Origin of the sequence: Streptomyces sp. NPDC088553, assembly GCF_044752965.1 — a bacterium.
Taxonomy (GTDB): Bacteria; Actinomycetota; Actinomycetes; order Streptomycetales; family Streptomycetaceae; genus Streptomyces.
The window spans coordinates 327,174-341,850 of record NZ_JBIVMG010000006.1 but is presented as its reverse complement, the minus strand read 5'-3'; the positions used below and the strand labels follow the sequence as shown (position 1 = coordinate 341,850).

The following is a 14,677-nucleotide window of genomic DNA, read 5'->3' as shown; positions in this document are numbered from 1 at the left end:
GCCGCCTAGCCGGCCGTCCTCAGCGCCTGCTCCAGCGCCTGCTCCAGGTCCGCCCACAGGTCCTCGACGTGCTCGATGCCGATCGAGATCCTGACCGTGCCGGGGCCGATCCCCGCCGCTTCCAGGGCCGTCGCGTCGAGCTGGTGGTGGGAGGTGGAGGCCGGGTGCATCACCAGGGTCTTCACATCCCCGAGGGAGACGCTGAGGGAGGCGAGCCGGACCGCCTCGACGAAGGTGCGGCCCGCCTCCCGGCCGCCCGCCAGGTCCACCGAGATCACGCCGCCTCCCCCGTCGGGCAGCAGGCGCGCGGCGATCGCCCGGTCCGGGTGGTCGGCGAGGGCGGGGTGGCGTACGGCCGCCACCGCCGGGTGCGCGGCGAGCCGGGCCGCCAGGTCGGCGGCGCTCGCGCACTGGCGCTCCATGCGCAGGGACAGGGTCTGCATGCCGCGCAGCGTGAGCCAGGCGGCGAACGGGTCGGTGGACGCGCCCTGCTCGACCGCGTAACGGCGGACCCGCCCGTACAGTTCGGCGTCCTTGAAGACGGCCATTCCGCCGAGGACGTCGGCGTGCCCGGACAGGTACTTGGTCGCGGAGTGGATGACGATGTCGGCGCCGTGGTCGAGCGGCCGGAAGAGGAGCGGCGAGGCGAAGGTGTTGTCGACGGCGACCGGGACCCCGGCCCCGGCGGCGACGGCGGCGAGCGCGGGCACGTCGGAGACCCGGGTGGTCGGGTTGGCGATGGTCTCCAGGTAGAGCAGCCGGGTCTCGGGGCGCAGCGCCGCCCGGACCTCCTCCGGGTCGGTGCCGGAGACGTACGTGACGTCGACGCCCCAGCGGGTGGCGAGGTCGGTGAGGACCCCGTACGTGCCGCCGTACAGGCAGGTCTGGGCGATGACGTGGCCGCCGCTGCCGAGCAGGCCGAGCAGGACGGCGTTCACCGCGCCCATGCCCGAGGCGAAGGAGACGCCTGCGGTGCCGCCTTCGAGGCGGGCGACGGCGTCCTCCAGGGTGCGGACGGTGGGGTTGCCGTGGCGGCTGTAGAGGAAGGCCTCCGTGGAGGTGAAGGCGGTGGCGAGGGCGTCGGCCGAGTCGAAGGCGAAGACATGGCCCTGGTGGAGCGGGACGCCGAGGGGCCGGCTGCCGGTGATCTCCACGTGCGGCGGGTGGACGGCGAGGGTCTCGGGGCGGGGGGACGGCGAGGTCGTGGACGAGGCCGTGGGGGAAGGGGCGGAGACGGCGGGTGCGGCGGACACGGCGGACGGGGAGTCGGTGCTCATGAACTCAGTCTGTGGACACGGCGTTTGCCTTCCCAGGTCCAATCCCGGCAGATTGGTTCGGCCATGAAGCCAATCGGTCACTCCCCTGATCCCGACGACCTCGTCTCGCGGCTCGGTCGCTGGTCCGCCGGCCGCGGGCCCCTCTACCTGCTGCTCGCGGCCCGGCTGCGCCGCCTCGTCGACGAGGGCGCGCTGCCCCCGGGCACCCTGCTGCCGCCCGACCGGCGGCTCGCGAAGGCCCTGGCCGTGGGCCGTACGACGGTGGTCGCGGCGTACGACACCCTGCGCCAGGAGGGGCGGCTCGTACGGCGGCAGGGCAGCGGGACCCGGGTCGCGCGGGCCGCGCTCGCTCCGGAGGCGCCCCGGGCGGGGGAGGCGTCCCGCCTGACGGAGACGTCCAACCCGCTGTTCCTGCACCTTTTGGAGGCGCCCGACGACGTCCTCCTGCTGAGCTGCGCCGCCCCCGTGGAGCCGCCGCCCGAGCTGGCGGAGGCGTACCGCTCGCTCGTCCTGCCGGGCGGGGACCTCGGCTACCACCCGGCCGGTCTCGGCGTACTGCGGGAGGCGGTGGCCGCGCGGTACGCCGAGCGGGGCGTGCCGACCGGGCCCGGGCAGATCCTGGTCACCACCGGTGCGCAGCAGGGGCTTTCGCTGCTCGCCCGGCTGCTGCTGGCGCCGGGGGACGGGGTGCTGGTGGAGGCCCCGACGTATCCGGGGGCGCTCGACCTGTTCCGGGAGGCCGCGGCCGTACCGCTGCCGGTGGCGGTCGGGCCGGACGGGCTCGACGTGGCGGAGGCGGTACGGGTGATGGAACGCCACCGTCCTGCCCTGGCCTACGTGGTGGCCCGCTTCCAGAACCCCACGGGCACGGTGCTCCCGCCGCTCGCCGGGCGCCGGCTCGTGGAGGCGGCGAACGCGCTGGGGGTGCCGCTCGTGGACGACGAGGTGCTGGGCGACCTGGCGTTCGGCACGGCGCGGGAACCGCGACCCCTGTCCGCGTACGGCGAGGTGATCGCCGTCGGTTCGCTCAGCAAGGTCGTGTGGGGCGGGCTGCGGATCGGCTGGGTGCGCGGCCCGGCCTCCCTGATCGCCCGGCTCGCCCGGCTGAAGGCCCTGCACGACCTGGGCTGCGACGTGCCGTCCCAGCTGGTCGCGGCGCGTCTCCTCGCCGACTTCGCGCCCGTACGGGCCGCCCGGCTGCACACCCTCCGCGCGGGTCACGCCCATCTGCGGGCCGAGCTCGCCCGGCTGCTGCCGTCCTGGTCCTGCGCCCCGGCGACCGGCGGCCAGACCCTCTGGGTGCGGCTCCCGCACGGCGACGGTGTCTCCTTCGCCCAGGTCGCCCTCCGGCACGGGGTGGCCGTCCTGCCGGGTGCGACCACCGACGCGCTCGGCGGCAGTGTCCGGCACCTGCGGCTGCATTTCCTGCTGCCGCCGGACGTGCTCTCGGAGGCGGTACGGAGACTGGCGGCGGCCTGGGCGGAGTACGCGCCGGCCCCGAGAACGAAGCCGGGCGGGAAGTCGGGAACGGAGTCGGACGGGAAGCCGGACGGGGAGCCGGACGGGCAGGGGGACACGAAACCGGACATCGAACCGGGCGCGTCCCTTCAGGGCATCACGCTCTGACCAGGCAGGAACGATCCAGCCTTGCATCCCGGGCTTCGCCACGGAAGCATACGGTGCACCTGCAAAGTGATGATCATTCTTTTTCATGGGGGCGCAGCGGCATGGGTTTTGACGAGGACTGGGCCGGAATACGGTCCGGCGTGACCGAACAAACCCCCGTCGGAACGCGGTTGAACCAACTCGACGGCGGCGGCGGTGGCGGAGGCACGTCCGGTGGGCCGCCCAGTCTCGCTACCGCACCAGCAAAGAAGAAGGCCGCGGCAAACACCATCGAGAACGAGCTGGAACCGGACACCGCGAAGGCCGCCAAGGTGGCCGACGCCGCCACGACCGCCGCCGTCGGCGGCTTCGAGGGCTGGGCGACCGCGGCCGGCCTGAAGACGGTCGAGACCACCTGGGACAACCAGGTGAAGAACCTCCTCGCCCGGCTCGCCTCCGAGAAGACCGCCCTGCGCAGCACCGCGGTCACGTTCGGCCAGCAGGAGCTCGACACCCGGGCCCGTATCGCCGGGGTCAGGCCGACCTCGCGCATCGAGCAGTACTGAGGGGGCGGACGTACATGCTGACGTACTCCGAGATCATGACGACCGACCTGGGCAAGCTCGCCTCCACCGCCGACAAGTGGACCGAGATGGCGGGCGACCTGCACAAGGTGGAGGAGCGCTACCGCGACAGCGTCGAATCGCTGACGACCTCCCAGGCCTGGCTGGGCGAGAGCGCGACCGCCGCGCAGACCAACTTCGCGGCCACCCGCTACGAGTACCAGGCGGCCCAGACCCAGGCGAAGGCCACCGCGACGGTGCTGCGCAACGCCCACGAGCAGTTCACCGAGCTGAAGAAGCAGCTGGAGAGCGCCCGCGCCGACGCCGTCAAGGCCGGGATGAAGGTGTCCGAGCAGGGCAGGGTCGCGTACGACTACGAGCGGCTCTCGCCGAGCGAGCGCAGCGCCCTGCACCACGACCCGGACGGCGCCAAGAGCGTGCGGGAGGCCGAAACGGCCTGGACCGAGCACATCGACAGCTGCGTCAAGGCCTTCGACCTCGCCGACCAGGACCTGAAGAAGGACCTGGAGGCCGTGGTCAAGGACGGCTACGGCAACAAGAACGACGCGACCGTCGGCACCGGGTTCAACGGTGACGCCGGGAAGGTCGCCGCGGCCGACGACAAGGCCAAGGACGACCGGATGAACCTGGCCTGGCTGAAGATGAAGGACGACGAGACGCTCGACGACTACGTCCAGCGGCTCCAGCGCGACGGCATCGCCAAGCTCACCGGCAACGAGAAGCTGGCCGACCTGGTCGCGGGGTTCACCAAGGGCACCGTCACGGCGGGCGCGTTCGCGGGCGCCCTGACCGCTGCCGGCCTGTACTCGTACAAGCTGTCCAAGGCGATCCGGCCGCCGTTCGTCCATCCGACCGCGCCCGGCACCTTCCTGTCCAAGCAGTTCAACATGCGGCTCGCGGGCGCGGCTCCCGGCAGCCTGCTCAGCAAGGTCCCGCCGGGTCTCGCGACCGCGCTGACCGGCTCGGACGAGGCCGCCATGCTCGGCGGGTTCATGCGGAACAACGCCTTCTTCATGCCGACCGCCGCCGAGGCCAACCTCCTGAAGGTCGCGCAGAACGGCGGTCTCGCCAACGCCGCCAAGGCGGCCGGCGTGCTGCGCGGCGCCGGTGTCGTCGGCGGCGTCGCGGCCACCGCGTACGGCGTCGCCAACCTCGCCACGTACAACACGGACATGATCAAGGCCGACCCGGCGAAGTTCGCCTCGGACCTCACCGGAACGGCGTTCAGCGCCTCGATGACGATGCTGACCGTCGCCCCGACCCCGGTCACCCTCGGCATCGCCGTCGGCACCGGCGTGGCCTACGGAGCCGCGCTGATCTGGGACAACCACGAGGCCATCGGGAAGGGTATCGAGCAGGCGGGGGACTGGATCGGCGACAAGGCGTCCGACGTGGGCTCCGGGATCGCGAGCGGGGCGAAGAAGCTGGGCAGTGCCCTGAACCCCTTCGACTGAGCCGGCCGCGAGACCCCGAGATCCCTGAGACCGAAGAGGAATCCGTTCATGCACACCCAGGTCAGCCCGTTCGAACTCCAGGCGTGGAAGGAGGGGAACCGGCACAACTACAGCGCGGGCTGGAAGGGGGTCTCGCCGGAGTTCGGCGAGATCACGCTGACGGCGCCCCTCCCCCGCACCAACCCCGAGACGCTCGTCTCGGAGGTGCGCGGCGGGCTGCTCCCGGTGGCCTCTTTCGAGGCCCGCGGCATGCACGCCGAGGGGCTCAAGCTGCCGACCCTGAACCGGTCCACGCTGCGGGTCGGCGACCGGATGGTGTACGTCTCGCGGAACCGCTTCGGCGCCACGCTCGACCAGCGCGCCCTGACGATGAAGTACGCGGGCGACCGCTACCGGCTCGCGGCCCTCGACAAGAACGCCTACGTCCTGACCCGCGAGCCCGACGACGAGGACCCCGGGGTCAGGATCACCGTCCGCGAGTCCGGGCGCGGCAAGAACCGCCGGCTCTCCGTGCGGGTCGAGGGGCGCGCGGAGGGCGGGGACCTGGCCCTCGGCCTGATCTTCGCGGGCGTCGACCGGTCGGCCCTGACGCGGATCGGCGCGGTGAAGGCGGGCATCTCCCGCGTGACCCACTTCTGGACCGAGGCGACGTACTGATTCCCCGGCGGGGTCCGGTCCGGACCCCGCCGGAGCCCGGTACGAACCCCACCCGCCGCACCCTCCCCACACGCCCTACCCGCCCTACCCGCCCTACCCGCCCTACCCGAGTGAGCGACACATGCCTTCCTTCGACGTGACCCGATCCCGTTTCCGGCTGACCGACGACGAGGTCTTCGTCCTCGCCCAGCTGGCGACCGGTCAGCCGGTTCCGGAGTCCATGGCGCCCGCCGAGGCGCGGCTCCGGGACGCCGGGCTCATGAGCGGGGCCGGGGAGCTGTCCACGCTCCTGCTGCCCCTGATGCAGACCCTCGTCAACCCCACCGTGATCGTCTCCCTGGAGGCGGCCGGCCGGCAGGGCGCCCTGCACCACGGGCTGCTCATCGGCGACGACCACGTCGTCGTCCACGAGACCTGGCCGGGCGAGGAGGAGGCGGTCTACCGGCTCGTCGAGCCCCGGACCGTGGTGTGGACGCTGGCCGACCTGATCGCCCTGCGCCAGTCCGACGCGGCGGGCGCCGACCAGGCCGAGGAGCAGGTCGTCGAGACGACCATCGGCGTCCTGGAGGCGGGCCTCCAGGCCCTGGAGAAGGCCGCGTCGACGCCCGGCGCGGACGAGCGGCACCTGGTCGTCGAGGCGCTGCGGGCGGCCGGGACGGCGGAGGGCACCGCCACGCGGCTCGCACAGCTGATCGTGGAGGTGCGCTCCAACTGGCGGATGACCGCGGCCTGGCAGGGCCGCCAGGACGGGGTGCAGGGTGTGACGGCCCGTGTGGTCGCCGCCTGGGACTGCGGTCCGCTCGGCTACTGGCTGCGCGAACTGCCCGCCGAGCCGGTGACGGAGGGCGAGGTGACGGCCGGCAGCCCGTTCCGGCTGCGCCGCGTCGCCCCGAAGCGGATCTGGCAGGAGCTGACCGGCCTGCTTCCGGAAGAGTCGGAGATCGTACGGCGCGAGGCGCCGGCGCAGCCGTAGCGGGCCTGCTCCGCAGAGCTCGTACGAGAGAAGACATCGGCCCCGCATGCGGCCCCCGCGCCGATGGGGACCGCCTGCGGGGCCGGGGCCTGTCCGGGGCCGGGGCTTGGGCCGGGGCCGAGGCTTGGGTCGGGGCCGGGGCCGGGGCCGAGGCTTGGGCCGGGGCCGAGGCTTGGGTCGGGGCCGGGGCCGGGGCCGAGGCCGGGGCCGGGGCCGAGGCTTGGGCCGGGGCCGGGGCCTGGCCCCGGGCCGGAACCGAGGCCGGAACCGAGGCCTGGCGCCGGGGCCTGGCGCCGGGGCCGCTTCCGCCGTCTGCGGGCCCGGGGCCGCTTCCGGCACCTGCGGGCCCGGGGGCTCTCAGCCCCGCTTCGGCGGTGCGATGCCCAGCACCCGGTCCTTCAGCGCCGGGAACTGCTCGCGGGTCGTCGTGACCTTCGCCGGGTCCAGGACCACCCGGAGGATCTCCTCGTCCGGGCCCGCCTCGGCGACGGTCTCGCCCCAGGGGTCGACCACGATCGAGTGACCGGCCTGCTCCACCCCCGCGTGCGTGCCCGCCGTACCGCAGGCGAGGACGTACGCCTGGTTCTCGACGGCGCGGGCCCGGGCGAGCAGGCTCCAGTGGGCGCGGCGGCGGGCCGGCCAGCCGGCCGGGACGACGAAGGCCTGGGCGCCCGCGTCGACGAGCCCGCGGAACAGCTCGGGGAAGCGCAGGTCGTAGCAGGTGCCGACGCCGACGGTGAGGTGCGGCAGGTCGACGGTGACCAGGTCCTCCCCGGCGGCCATCATCACCGCCTCGCCCTTGTCGAAGCCGAAGCGGTGGATCTTGCGGTAGGAGGCGGCGAGTTCACCGTCGGGGGAGAGGACCAGCGAGGTGTTGTACAGCGCGCCGCCCTCCGCCTCGACGAACGATCCGGCGTGCAGCCAGACCCCGGCGTCGCGCGCGGCGGCGGCCATCGCGCGATGGGTGGGGCCGTTCAGCGGCTCGGACTCGGCGGCGAAGGACTCGTACGCGAAGGCTCCCATGGGCCACAGTTCCGGCAGGACGACGAGGTCGGCGCGGCCGGACTCCTCCCGTACGAGACGGGCCACGCGGGCCCGTCGGGCGTCGACCGGTTCGTCCGGGTCTACCGCGATCTGGATCAGCGAGGCGCGCACACTACCACCGTCCTGGCATTCGAGCCGTCAACACCGGCCTACGATCGTCACACGAAAGCACTGCCGGGGTGCCTTCGGGCAGCGTAACTTAGCGTCCGAGCCTCCCACCCAGTCGTGTTTTCAGCCCGCGCACCGAAGAACCGCCGAGGGGTCCCGTGACCGTCCATCCCAGCCTCCAGAACTACGCCGACGCCTGGACCCACTCCATCGAGGCGATAGCCGAGCTGGTGCAGCCGCTCGTGGAGGGCGAGTGGAACCGGCCCACACCGTGCCCCGGCTGGTCGGTGCGGGACATCGTGTCCCATGTGATCGGCATGGAGACGGAGATGCTCGGCGACCCGCGCCCGATCCACTCCCTGCCGCGCGATCTCTACCACGTACGCAGTGACTTCGCGCGCTACATGGAGGTCCAGGTCGATGTGCGGCGGCACCACACCGCGCCGGAGATGACCTCGGAGCTCGAGTACATCCTGATCCGCCGGGCCCGGCAGCTCCGCAACGAGAACCGCTCCCCCGAGCACCTGATCCGCGCCCCCCTCGGCGCCGAGCAGTCCCTGGAACTGGCGTACCGGATGCGCGCCTTCGACGTGTGGGTGCACGAGCAGGACCTGCGGGTCGCGCTCGGCACGCCCGGCAATCTGGACTCGGCGGGCGCCCACGTGACCCGTGACGTGCTCCTGGAGGCCCTGCCGAAGGTCATCGCCAAGGACGCGGGGGCGCCCGCCTCTTCGGCCGTGGTCATCGACGTCAGCGGCCCGGTGGAGTTCCTGCGGACGGTACGGGTCGACGCGGAGGGTCGGGGTTCCATCGACGGCGCGCCCTCGCTGGGCCCCGCGGTGACGCTCGCGACGGACTGGGAGACGTTCGTGCGTCTCGCCTGCGGCCGGGTCCGGTCGGCCGATGTGGCCGACCGGGTCAAGACGGAGGGCGACGAGGCGCTGGCGCAGGCCATCCTCGACAACTTCGCGGTGACTCCGCGCTAGTTCGCCCCGCGGCGGTTCAACCCCGGTGGTGCGCTGTCCGGTGGTGCGCTGTTTGGCGGTGTGCTGTCCGGCTGTGCGCTGTTTGGCGGTTCGCTGTGCGGCGGTCGCCTAGACGGGCACGTGTACGGCTTCCACCCGGCTGGCGACGAGCCGCTCCCGTTCCCTGCGGTGGGTGCGGGCCTTGAGGCGCAGGATCTGCACGACACCCAGGGCCTCCAGGACGAAGACCGACGAGAACGCGATCCGGTAGTTGTCGCCGGTCGCGTCGAGCAGCACGCCCACGGCGAGCAGCGTCGTCATCGAGGCCACGAAACCACCCATGTTGACGATGCCGGACGCGGTGCCCTGACGCTCCGGCGGATTCGCCGGGCGGGCGAAGTCGAAGCCGATCATCGAGGCCGGTCCGCAGGCGCCGAGGACCAGGCAGAGGGTGACGAGCAGCCACATCGGGGCGTGGTCACCGGGGTACGCGAGGGTGGTCGCCCACAGCAGGGCGGTCGCGGCGACCGTGCCGAGGGCCAGCGGGGCGCGGGCCGTGTGGTGACGGGCGATGATCTGCCCGTACGCGAGGCCGACGACCATGTTCGACAGGACGACCAGGGTGAGCAGGGTCCCCGCGGTCGACCGGGACAGGCCCTGTGCCTCCACCAGGTACGGCAGTCCCCACAGCAGCAGGAAGACCATCGCGGGGAACTGGGTGGTGAAGTGCACCCACATGCCGAGCCGGGTGCCGGGTTCCCGCCAGGACTCGGCGATCTGACGGCGCACGAAGGCGGCACCCGCGTGCGTGGAGGGCTGCGGCTCGTATCCCTCGGGGTGGTCCCTGAGGAAGAGCAGCAGCAGGACCAGGACGACGACGCCGGCGAGGGAGCTGCCGACGAAGGTGGTCGTCCAGCCGAGGCCGTGCAGGGCGCGGGCGATGAAGACGGTGGAGACGAGGTTGCCGGCCATGCCGAAGAGCGCGGCGACCTGCCCGATGAGCGGGCCCCGGCGGGCCGGGAACCAGCGGCTGCCGAGCCGCAGGACGCTGATGAAGGTCATGGCGTCGCCGCAGCCGAGCAGGGCCCGGGAGGCGAGCGCGGTGCCGTACGAGGGGGAGAGCGCGAAGCCCAGCTGGCCGAGGGTGAAGAGGACGACGCCGAGGGCGAGGACCTTCTTGGTGCCGAGCCGGTCGACCATGAGGCCGACGGGTATCTGCATGCCCGCGTAGACGAGCAGCTGGAGTATGGAGAAGGTGGAGAGCGCGGAGGCGTTGACGTCGAAGCGGTCGGCGGCGTCGAGTCCGGCGACCCCGAGGGACGTGCGGAAGATGACGGCGACGAAGTAGACGGCGACGCCGACGCCCCAGACGAGGGCGGCGCGGCGGCCGCCGGGCGGATCGCCGGGGAGCGTGACTGCGGAGCCGTAGCCGTTGCGGTTGCTCATCGGTCCTCGCCCCGGACCAGGACCTTGACCCAGCTGAGGTGCTGTCGGACGCAGCGCGCCGCGCCCTCGGCGTCTCCGGCTCTTATCCGGTCGAGGATCTCGGCGTGCTCGGTGATGTTCTTCGCGACGCGGTCGGGCTGGGACTGCATCACGGCGACGCCCATCCGCAGCTGGCGGTCGCGGAGCTGGTCGTAGAGGCGGGAGAGGATCTGGTTGCCGGCGTGCTGCACGATCTCGGCGTGGAAGCACCGGTCGGTGATCGCCACCTCGGCGAGGTCCCCGGCCGCGGCCCGCAGCTTCTGCTCCTCCAGGAGCTCCTCAAGGCGCTCGATGAGCGAGGCGGGCGCGGGTACGGCCCGGCGGACGGCGAACTCCTCGACGAGCAGCCGGGTCTCGACGACGTCGGCGATCTCCTGCGCGGAGACGGCGAGGACGAGGGCGCCCTTCTTCGGGTAGAGCTTGAGCAGCCCTTCCATCTCCAGCTTGAGCAGCGCTTCACGGACGGGCGTCCGTGACACCCCGACGGCGAGGGCGAGTTCGCCCTCGGTGAGGAGGGTGCCTCCCTCGTAGCGCCGGTCGAGTACGGCCTGCTTGACGTGCATGTAGACACGGTCGGCCGCGGGGGGTTGCCTGGTGGGCTGCGGGGCGGGACCGGCTGGCGCTGAGGGCATGCGCACAGCATAGATACAACAGAGGTGCAACAGAGAGCCCCGTCCACATCATGGACGGGGCCTCATGTTTCACGTGAAACGGGCGAACCCGCGCACTACGCCCAGCTGATGAGCCTCTTCGGCTGTTCCAGGATCGCGGCGACGTCCGCCAGGAACTTGGAGCCGAGCTCGCCGTCGACCAGTCGGTGGTCGAAGGAGAGGGCGAGCGTGGTGACCTGGCGCGGCTTCACCTTGCCCTTGTGGACCCACGGCTGGAGCTTGATCGCACCGACCGCGAGGATCGCGGACTCGCCGGGGTTCAGGATGGGCGTACCGGTGTCGACGCCGAAGACGCCGACGTTGGTGATGGTGAAGGTGCCTCCCTGCATCGCCGCCGGGGTCGTCTTCCCGTCGCGGGCGGTGGAGATCAGCTCGCTCAGCGACGCCGAGAGCTCGGGCAGGGTCTGCGCGTGCGCGTCCTTGATGTTCGGCACGAGCAGACCGCGCGGGGTGGCCGCGGCGATGCCCAGGTTCACGTAGTGCTTGAGGACGATCTCCTGCGCCGCCTCGTCCCAGGCCGCGTTGATCTCCGGGTTGCGCCGGACGGCGACCAGGACGGCCTTGGCGATGAGGAGCAGCGGGTTGACCCGCAGGCCCGCCATGTCCGTACCGGACTTGAGCTCCTCGACCAGCTTCATCGTGCGCGTGATGTCGAAGGTCACGAACTCGGTGACGTGCGGGGCGGTGAAGGCCGAGCCGACCATCGCCGCCGCCGTGGCCTTCCGTACGCCCTTGACGGGGATACGGGTCTCCCGGGCGTCGGTCGACACGACGGGAGCGGCCTGCACGGCCGCCGGGGCGGCCACGGGCTGGGCGACGGGCGTCGGGGCCGGGGCCTCGACGGCCGGCGCGGGCGCCGGAGCGGCCGCCGCGTGGACGTCCTCCCGGGTGATGATGCCGTCCGGGCCGGTCGGGACGACCGTCGCCAGGTCGACGCCGAGGTCCTTCGCGAGCTTCCGGACCGGCGGCTTGGCCAGCGGGCGCCCGGCGCCGTGGCCGTGCCCGTTGAGCTGCTCCGGCACGGAGACCGGAACGGCGACGGGGACGGCGGCCGGAACGGCCTGCGCCGGTGCGACGGGAGCGGCCGGGACCGCGCCCTGTGCCCCCTTGCGCGGGCGCCGCTTGGTGGAGCTGGCGGCCACGCCGTAGCCGACGAGGACCGGCGTACGGCCCTGCGGCTCGGCCTCCTCCTCGACGACCGGAGCGGCCGGAGCGACCGTGGCGGGCGCCGTGGCCTGGGCGACCGGAGCGGCCTCGGCCGCCGCCCCGCCGCCGACGTTCACCGAGATGATGACCTGGCCGACGTCGACCGTGGTCCCCTCGGGGAAGCACAGCTCGTGGACCGTGCCGTCGAACGGGATCGGCAGCTCGACCGCGGCCTTGGCCGTCTCGACCTCGCACACGATCTGGCCGTCCTCGACCGTGTCACCGGGCTGGACGTACCACTTGAGGATCTCGGCCTCGGTGAGGCCCTCGCCCACATCGGGCATCTTGAATTCGCGGATCGTCACGGTGCTCTCCTCAGTACGCCAGCGAGCGGTCGACGGCGTCGAGCACGCGATCGAGACCCGGCAGGTACTCCTCCTCCAGGCGCGCCGGCGGGTACGGCGCGTGGTAGCCGCCGACCCGCAGGACGGGGGCCTCCAGGTGGTAGAAGCTGCGCTCGGTGATCCGGGCGGCGATCTCCGCGCCGGCACCGTAGAAGACCGGGGCCTCGTGGACCACCACGAGGTGGCGGGTCTTCTCGACGGACCGCTGGATGGCGTCGAAGTCGATCGGGGACATCGAGCGGAGGTCCAGGACCTCGACCGACTTGCCCTCCTCCTGGGCGGCCGCGGCGGCCTCCAGGCAGACCTTCACCATCGGGCCGTACGCGGCGAGCGTGAGGTCGCTGCCCTCGCGCGCCACCCGGGCGTCGTGGAGCGCGCCGGGGATGGCCTCGGTGTCGACCTCGCCCTTGTCCCAGTAGCGGCGCTTGGGCTCGAAGAAGATGACCGGGTCGTCGCTCTGGATCGCCTGCTGGAGCATCCAGTAGGCGTCCGACGAGTTGGACGGCGACACGACCTTGAGGCCCGGGACGTGCGCGAAGAGCGCCTCGGGGGACTCGGAATGGTGCTCGACCGCGCCGATGCCGCCGCCGTACGGGATACGGATGACGACGGGCATCTTGACCTTGCCGAGCGCACGGGCGTGCATCTTGGCGAGCTGCGTGACGATCTGGTCGTACGCGGGGAAGACGAAACCGTCGAACTGGATCTCGACGACCGGGCGGTAGCCGCGCAGGGCCAGACCGATCGCGGTGCCGACGATGCCGGACTCGGCGAGCGGCGAGTCGATGACCCGGTCCTCGCCGAAGTCCTTCTGCAGACCGTCGGTGACCCGGAAGACACCGCCGAGCTTGCCGACGTCCTCGCCCATGATGAGGACCTTGGGGTCGGTCTCCAGTGCCTTGCGGAGCGACTCGTTGAGCGCCTTGGCGAGCGGAAGCTTCTGTACTGCCATGGTTACTTGACCTCGCCATCCGCGAAGGACGCCTGGTAGGCGGCGAACTGCGCGCGCTCCTCGTCGACGAGCGAGTGCCCGTCCGCGTACACGTTCTCGAAGATCGCCATGTCGTCCGGGTCGGGCATGTTGCGCACGCCCTCGCGGACGCGCTTGCCGAGCGCCTCGCTCTCGGCCTCCAGGGCCTCGAAGAAGGCCTCGTCGGCGTGGCCCTCCCGCTCCAGGTACGCCTTGAGGCGCAGGATCGGGTCCTTGGCCTCCCAGGCCTCCCGCTCCTCGTCCCGGCGGTACTTCGTCGGGTCGTCGGAGGTGGTGTGGGCACCCATGCGGTAGGTGAAGGCCTCGACGAGGGTCGGGCCCTCGCCGCGGCGGGCGCGCTCCAGGGCGGAGCGGGTGACGGCGAGGCAGGCCAGGACGTCGTTGCCGTCGACCCGGACACCGGGGAAGCCGAAGCCGCGGGCGCGCTGGTAGAGCGGGACGCGGGTCTGCTTCTCGGTGGGCTCGGAGATCGCCCACTGGTTGTTCTGGCAGAAGAACACGACGGGCGCGTTGTAGACCGCGGAGAAGGTGAACGCCTCGTTCACGTCGCCCTGGCTGGAGGCGCCGTCGCCGAAGTAGGCGATCACGGCGGAATCCGCGCCGTCCTTGGCGATACCCATCGCATAACCCGTGGCGTGCAGGGTCTGGGAGCCGATGACGATCGTGTAGAGGTGGAAATTGTTGCTGTTGGGATCCCAGCCACCGTGGTTCACACCGCGGAACATTCCCAGCAGGTTCGTCGGGTCGACGCCACGGACCCACGCGACACCGTGTTCGCGATAGGTGGGGAAGACGTAGTCGTCGTCCCGGAGGGCGCGGCCCGAACCGATCTGGGCGGCCTCCTGGCCGAGCAGCGAGGCCCACAGGCCCAGCTCGCCCTGCCGCTGCAGCGAGGTCGCCTCGGCGTCGAAGCGACGGGTGAGGACCATGTCGCGGTAGAGACCGCGCAGCTCCTCGGCGCTCAGGTCGATGTCGTAATCGGGGTGCTGGACGCGCTCTCCCTCGGGCGTCAGCAGCTGGACGAGCTCGGGCTCTGTGCCCTGTGCTGCCGGTGCCTTCTTCGCGCTCGCGGCGCTGGTGGTGCGCTTGGCGCCGCTGCTGCGTCGCGTCGTCTTGCGCGCGGCAGTGCTCTCCACGGTCACGTGCGTGCTCCTCCGTCGGTCCGGCCTCCGGGTTCGCCGGTAAGCCAGTGCGGCTCCGCCTTATCCGTACCCTTCGCACGGGGTGGGTGCGACGCGGCCGGAGTCGGGCGTGACAGGTGCCCCGGCGAGCGCCGTCATAGGCACGTTACCCATAGTGCGGCATTCCCGCGA

13 protein-coding genes are annotated in these 14,677 nt (G+C 72.3%); 6 read left to right on the top strand and 7 right to left on the bottom strand.

What is annotated here, in order from left to right; translation table 11 throughout:
• Nucleotides 1-5: 5 nt before the first annotated feature.
• Nucleotides 6-1,277 (bottom strand): trans-sulfuration enzyme family protein, encoded by a 1,272-nt coding sequence (locus ACIP8Z_RS22160; RefSeq protein ID WP_402085869.1) that lies wholly within the window; start codon nucleotides 1,275-1,277, stop codon nucleotides 6-8.
• Nucleotides 1,278-1,340: 63 nt separating this feature from the next.
• Here ACIP8Z_RS22160 and ACIP8Z_RS22155 point away from each other — a divergent pair, with 63 nt between their 5' ends.
• From ACIP8Z_RS22155 to ACIP8Z_RS22135, 5 genes are all read left to right on the top strand, one after another.
• Nucleotides 1,341-2,903, top strand: a complete 1,563-nt coding sequence (locus tag ACIP8Z_RS22155; RefSeq protein WP_402085867.1) for a PLP-dependent aminotransferase family protein — start codon at nucleotides 1,341-1,343, stop codon at nucleotides 2,901-2,903.
• A 140-nt stretch (nucleotides 2,904-3,043) separates the two neighbouring features.
• Nucleotides 3,044-3,448: a hypothetical protein gene (locus ACIP8Z_RS22150; RefSeq protein WP_402085864.1), complete on the top strand. Its 405-nt coding sequence runs from the start codon at nucleotides 3,044-3,046 to the stop codon at nucleotides 3,446-3,448.
• A gap of 14 nt (nucleotides 3,449-3,462) precedes the next feature.
• Nucleotides 3,463-4,920, top strand: coding sequence for a hypothetical protein (locus ACIP8Z_RS22145; protein ID WP_402085863.1), 1,458 nt, complete (start codon nucleotides 3,463-3,465; stop codon nucleotides 4,918-4,920).
• Between the two features lie 48 nt (nucleotides 4,921-4,968).
• Complete coding sequence (locus ACIP8Z_RS22140; protein ID WP_402085862.1) at nucleotides 4,969-5,577, top strand: hypothetical protein; 609 nt, start codon at nucleotides 4,969-4,971, stop codon at nucleotides 5,575-5,577.
• Between the two features lie 121 nt (nucleotides 5,578-5,698).
• A complete protein-coding gene (locus ACIP8Z_RS22135) occupies nucleotides 5,699-6,550 on the top strand; it encodes a histidine kinase (protein WP_402085859.1) in 852 nt (283 codons plus the stop codon).
• Between the two features lie 357 nt (nucleotides 6,551-6,907).
• Here the strand turns inward: ACIP8Z_RS22135 and ACIP8Z_RS22130 are convergent, their stop codons facing one another.
• On the bottom strand, nucleotides 6,908-7,705 hold the full coding sequence (locus ACIP8Z_RS22130; RefSeq protein ID WP_187621900.1) for a carbon-nitrogen family hydrolase: 798 nt from the start codon (nucleotides 7,703-7,705) through the stop codon (nucleotides 6,908-6,910).
• 155 nt (nucleotides 7,706-7,860) lie between these two features.
• On the opposite strand from ACIP8Z_RS22130, the gene ACIP8Z_RS22125 reads away from it, so the two are divergent.
• Entirely contained in the window at nucleotides 7,861-8,688 is an 828-nt protein-coding gene (locus ACIP8Z_RS22125; protein ID WP_319315532.1) for a maleylpyruvate isomerase family mycothiol-dependent enzyme, read from the top strand.
• A gap of 108 nt (nucleotides 8,689-8,796) precedes the next feature.
• Here ACIP8Z_RS22125 and ACIP8Z_RS22120 read toward each other — a convergent pair whose 3' ends face one another.
• The 5 genes from ACIP8Z_RS22120 to pdhA all read right to left on the bottom strand — a co-directional run bounded on the left by ACIP8Z_RS22120 (nucleotide 8,797) and on the right by pdhA (nucleotide 14,506).
• Nucleotides 8,797-10,113, bottom strand: coding sequence for a nitrate/nitrite transporter (locus ACIP8Z_RS22120; RefSeq protein ID WP_402085856.1), 1,317 nt, complete (start codon nucleotides 10,111-10,113; stop codon nucleotides 8,797-8,799).
• Nucleotides 10,110-10,784: a GntR family transcriptional regulator gene (locus tag ACIP8Z_RS22115; protein WP_402085854.1), complete on the bottom strand. Its 675-nt coding sequence runs from the start codon at nucleotides 10,782-10,784 to the stop codon at nucleotides 10,110-10,112. Before ACIP8Z_RS22115 ends, ACIP8Z_RS22120 begins: the two co-directional genes overlap by 4 nt.
• Before the next feature lie 95 nt (nucleotides 10,785-10,879).
• Nucleotides 10,880-12,313 (bottom strand): dihydrolipoamide acetyltransferase family protein, encoded by a 1,434-nt coding sequence (locus ACIP8Z_RS22110; protein WP_402086524.1) that lies wholly within the window; start codon nucleotides 12,311-12,313, stop codon nucleotides 10,880-10,882.
• 31 nt (nucleotides 12,314-12,344) lie between these two features.
• Nucleotides 12,345-13,325 carry an alpha-ketoacid dehydrogenase subunit beta gene (locus ACIP8Z_RS22105; RefSeq protein ID WP_402085852.1) on the bottom strand — a complete coding sequence of 327 codons (981 nt, stop codon included), beginning with the start codon at nucleotides 13,323-13,325 and terminating at the stop codon, nucleotides 12,345-12,347.
• Between the two features lie 2 nt (nucleotides 13,326-13,327).
• A complete protein-coding gene (pdhA, locus tag ACIP8Z_RS22100) occupies nucleotides 13,328-14,506 on the bottom strand; it encodes a pyruvate dehydrogenase (acetyl-transferring) E1 component subunit alpha (protein WP_402085849.1) in 1,179 nt (392 codons plus the stop codon).
• Nucleotides 14,507-14,677: the final 171 nt, after the last annotated feature.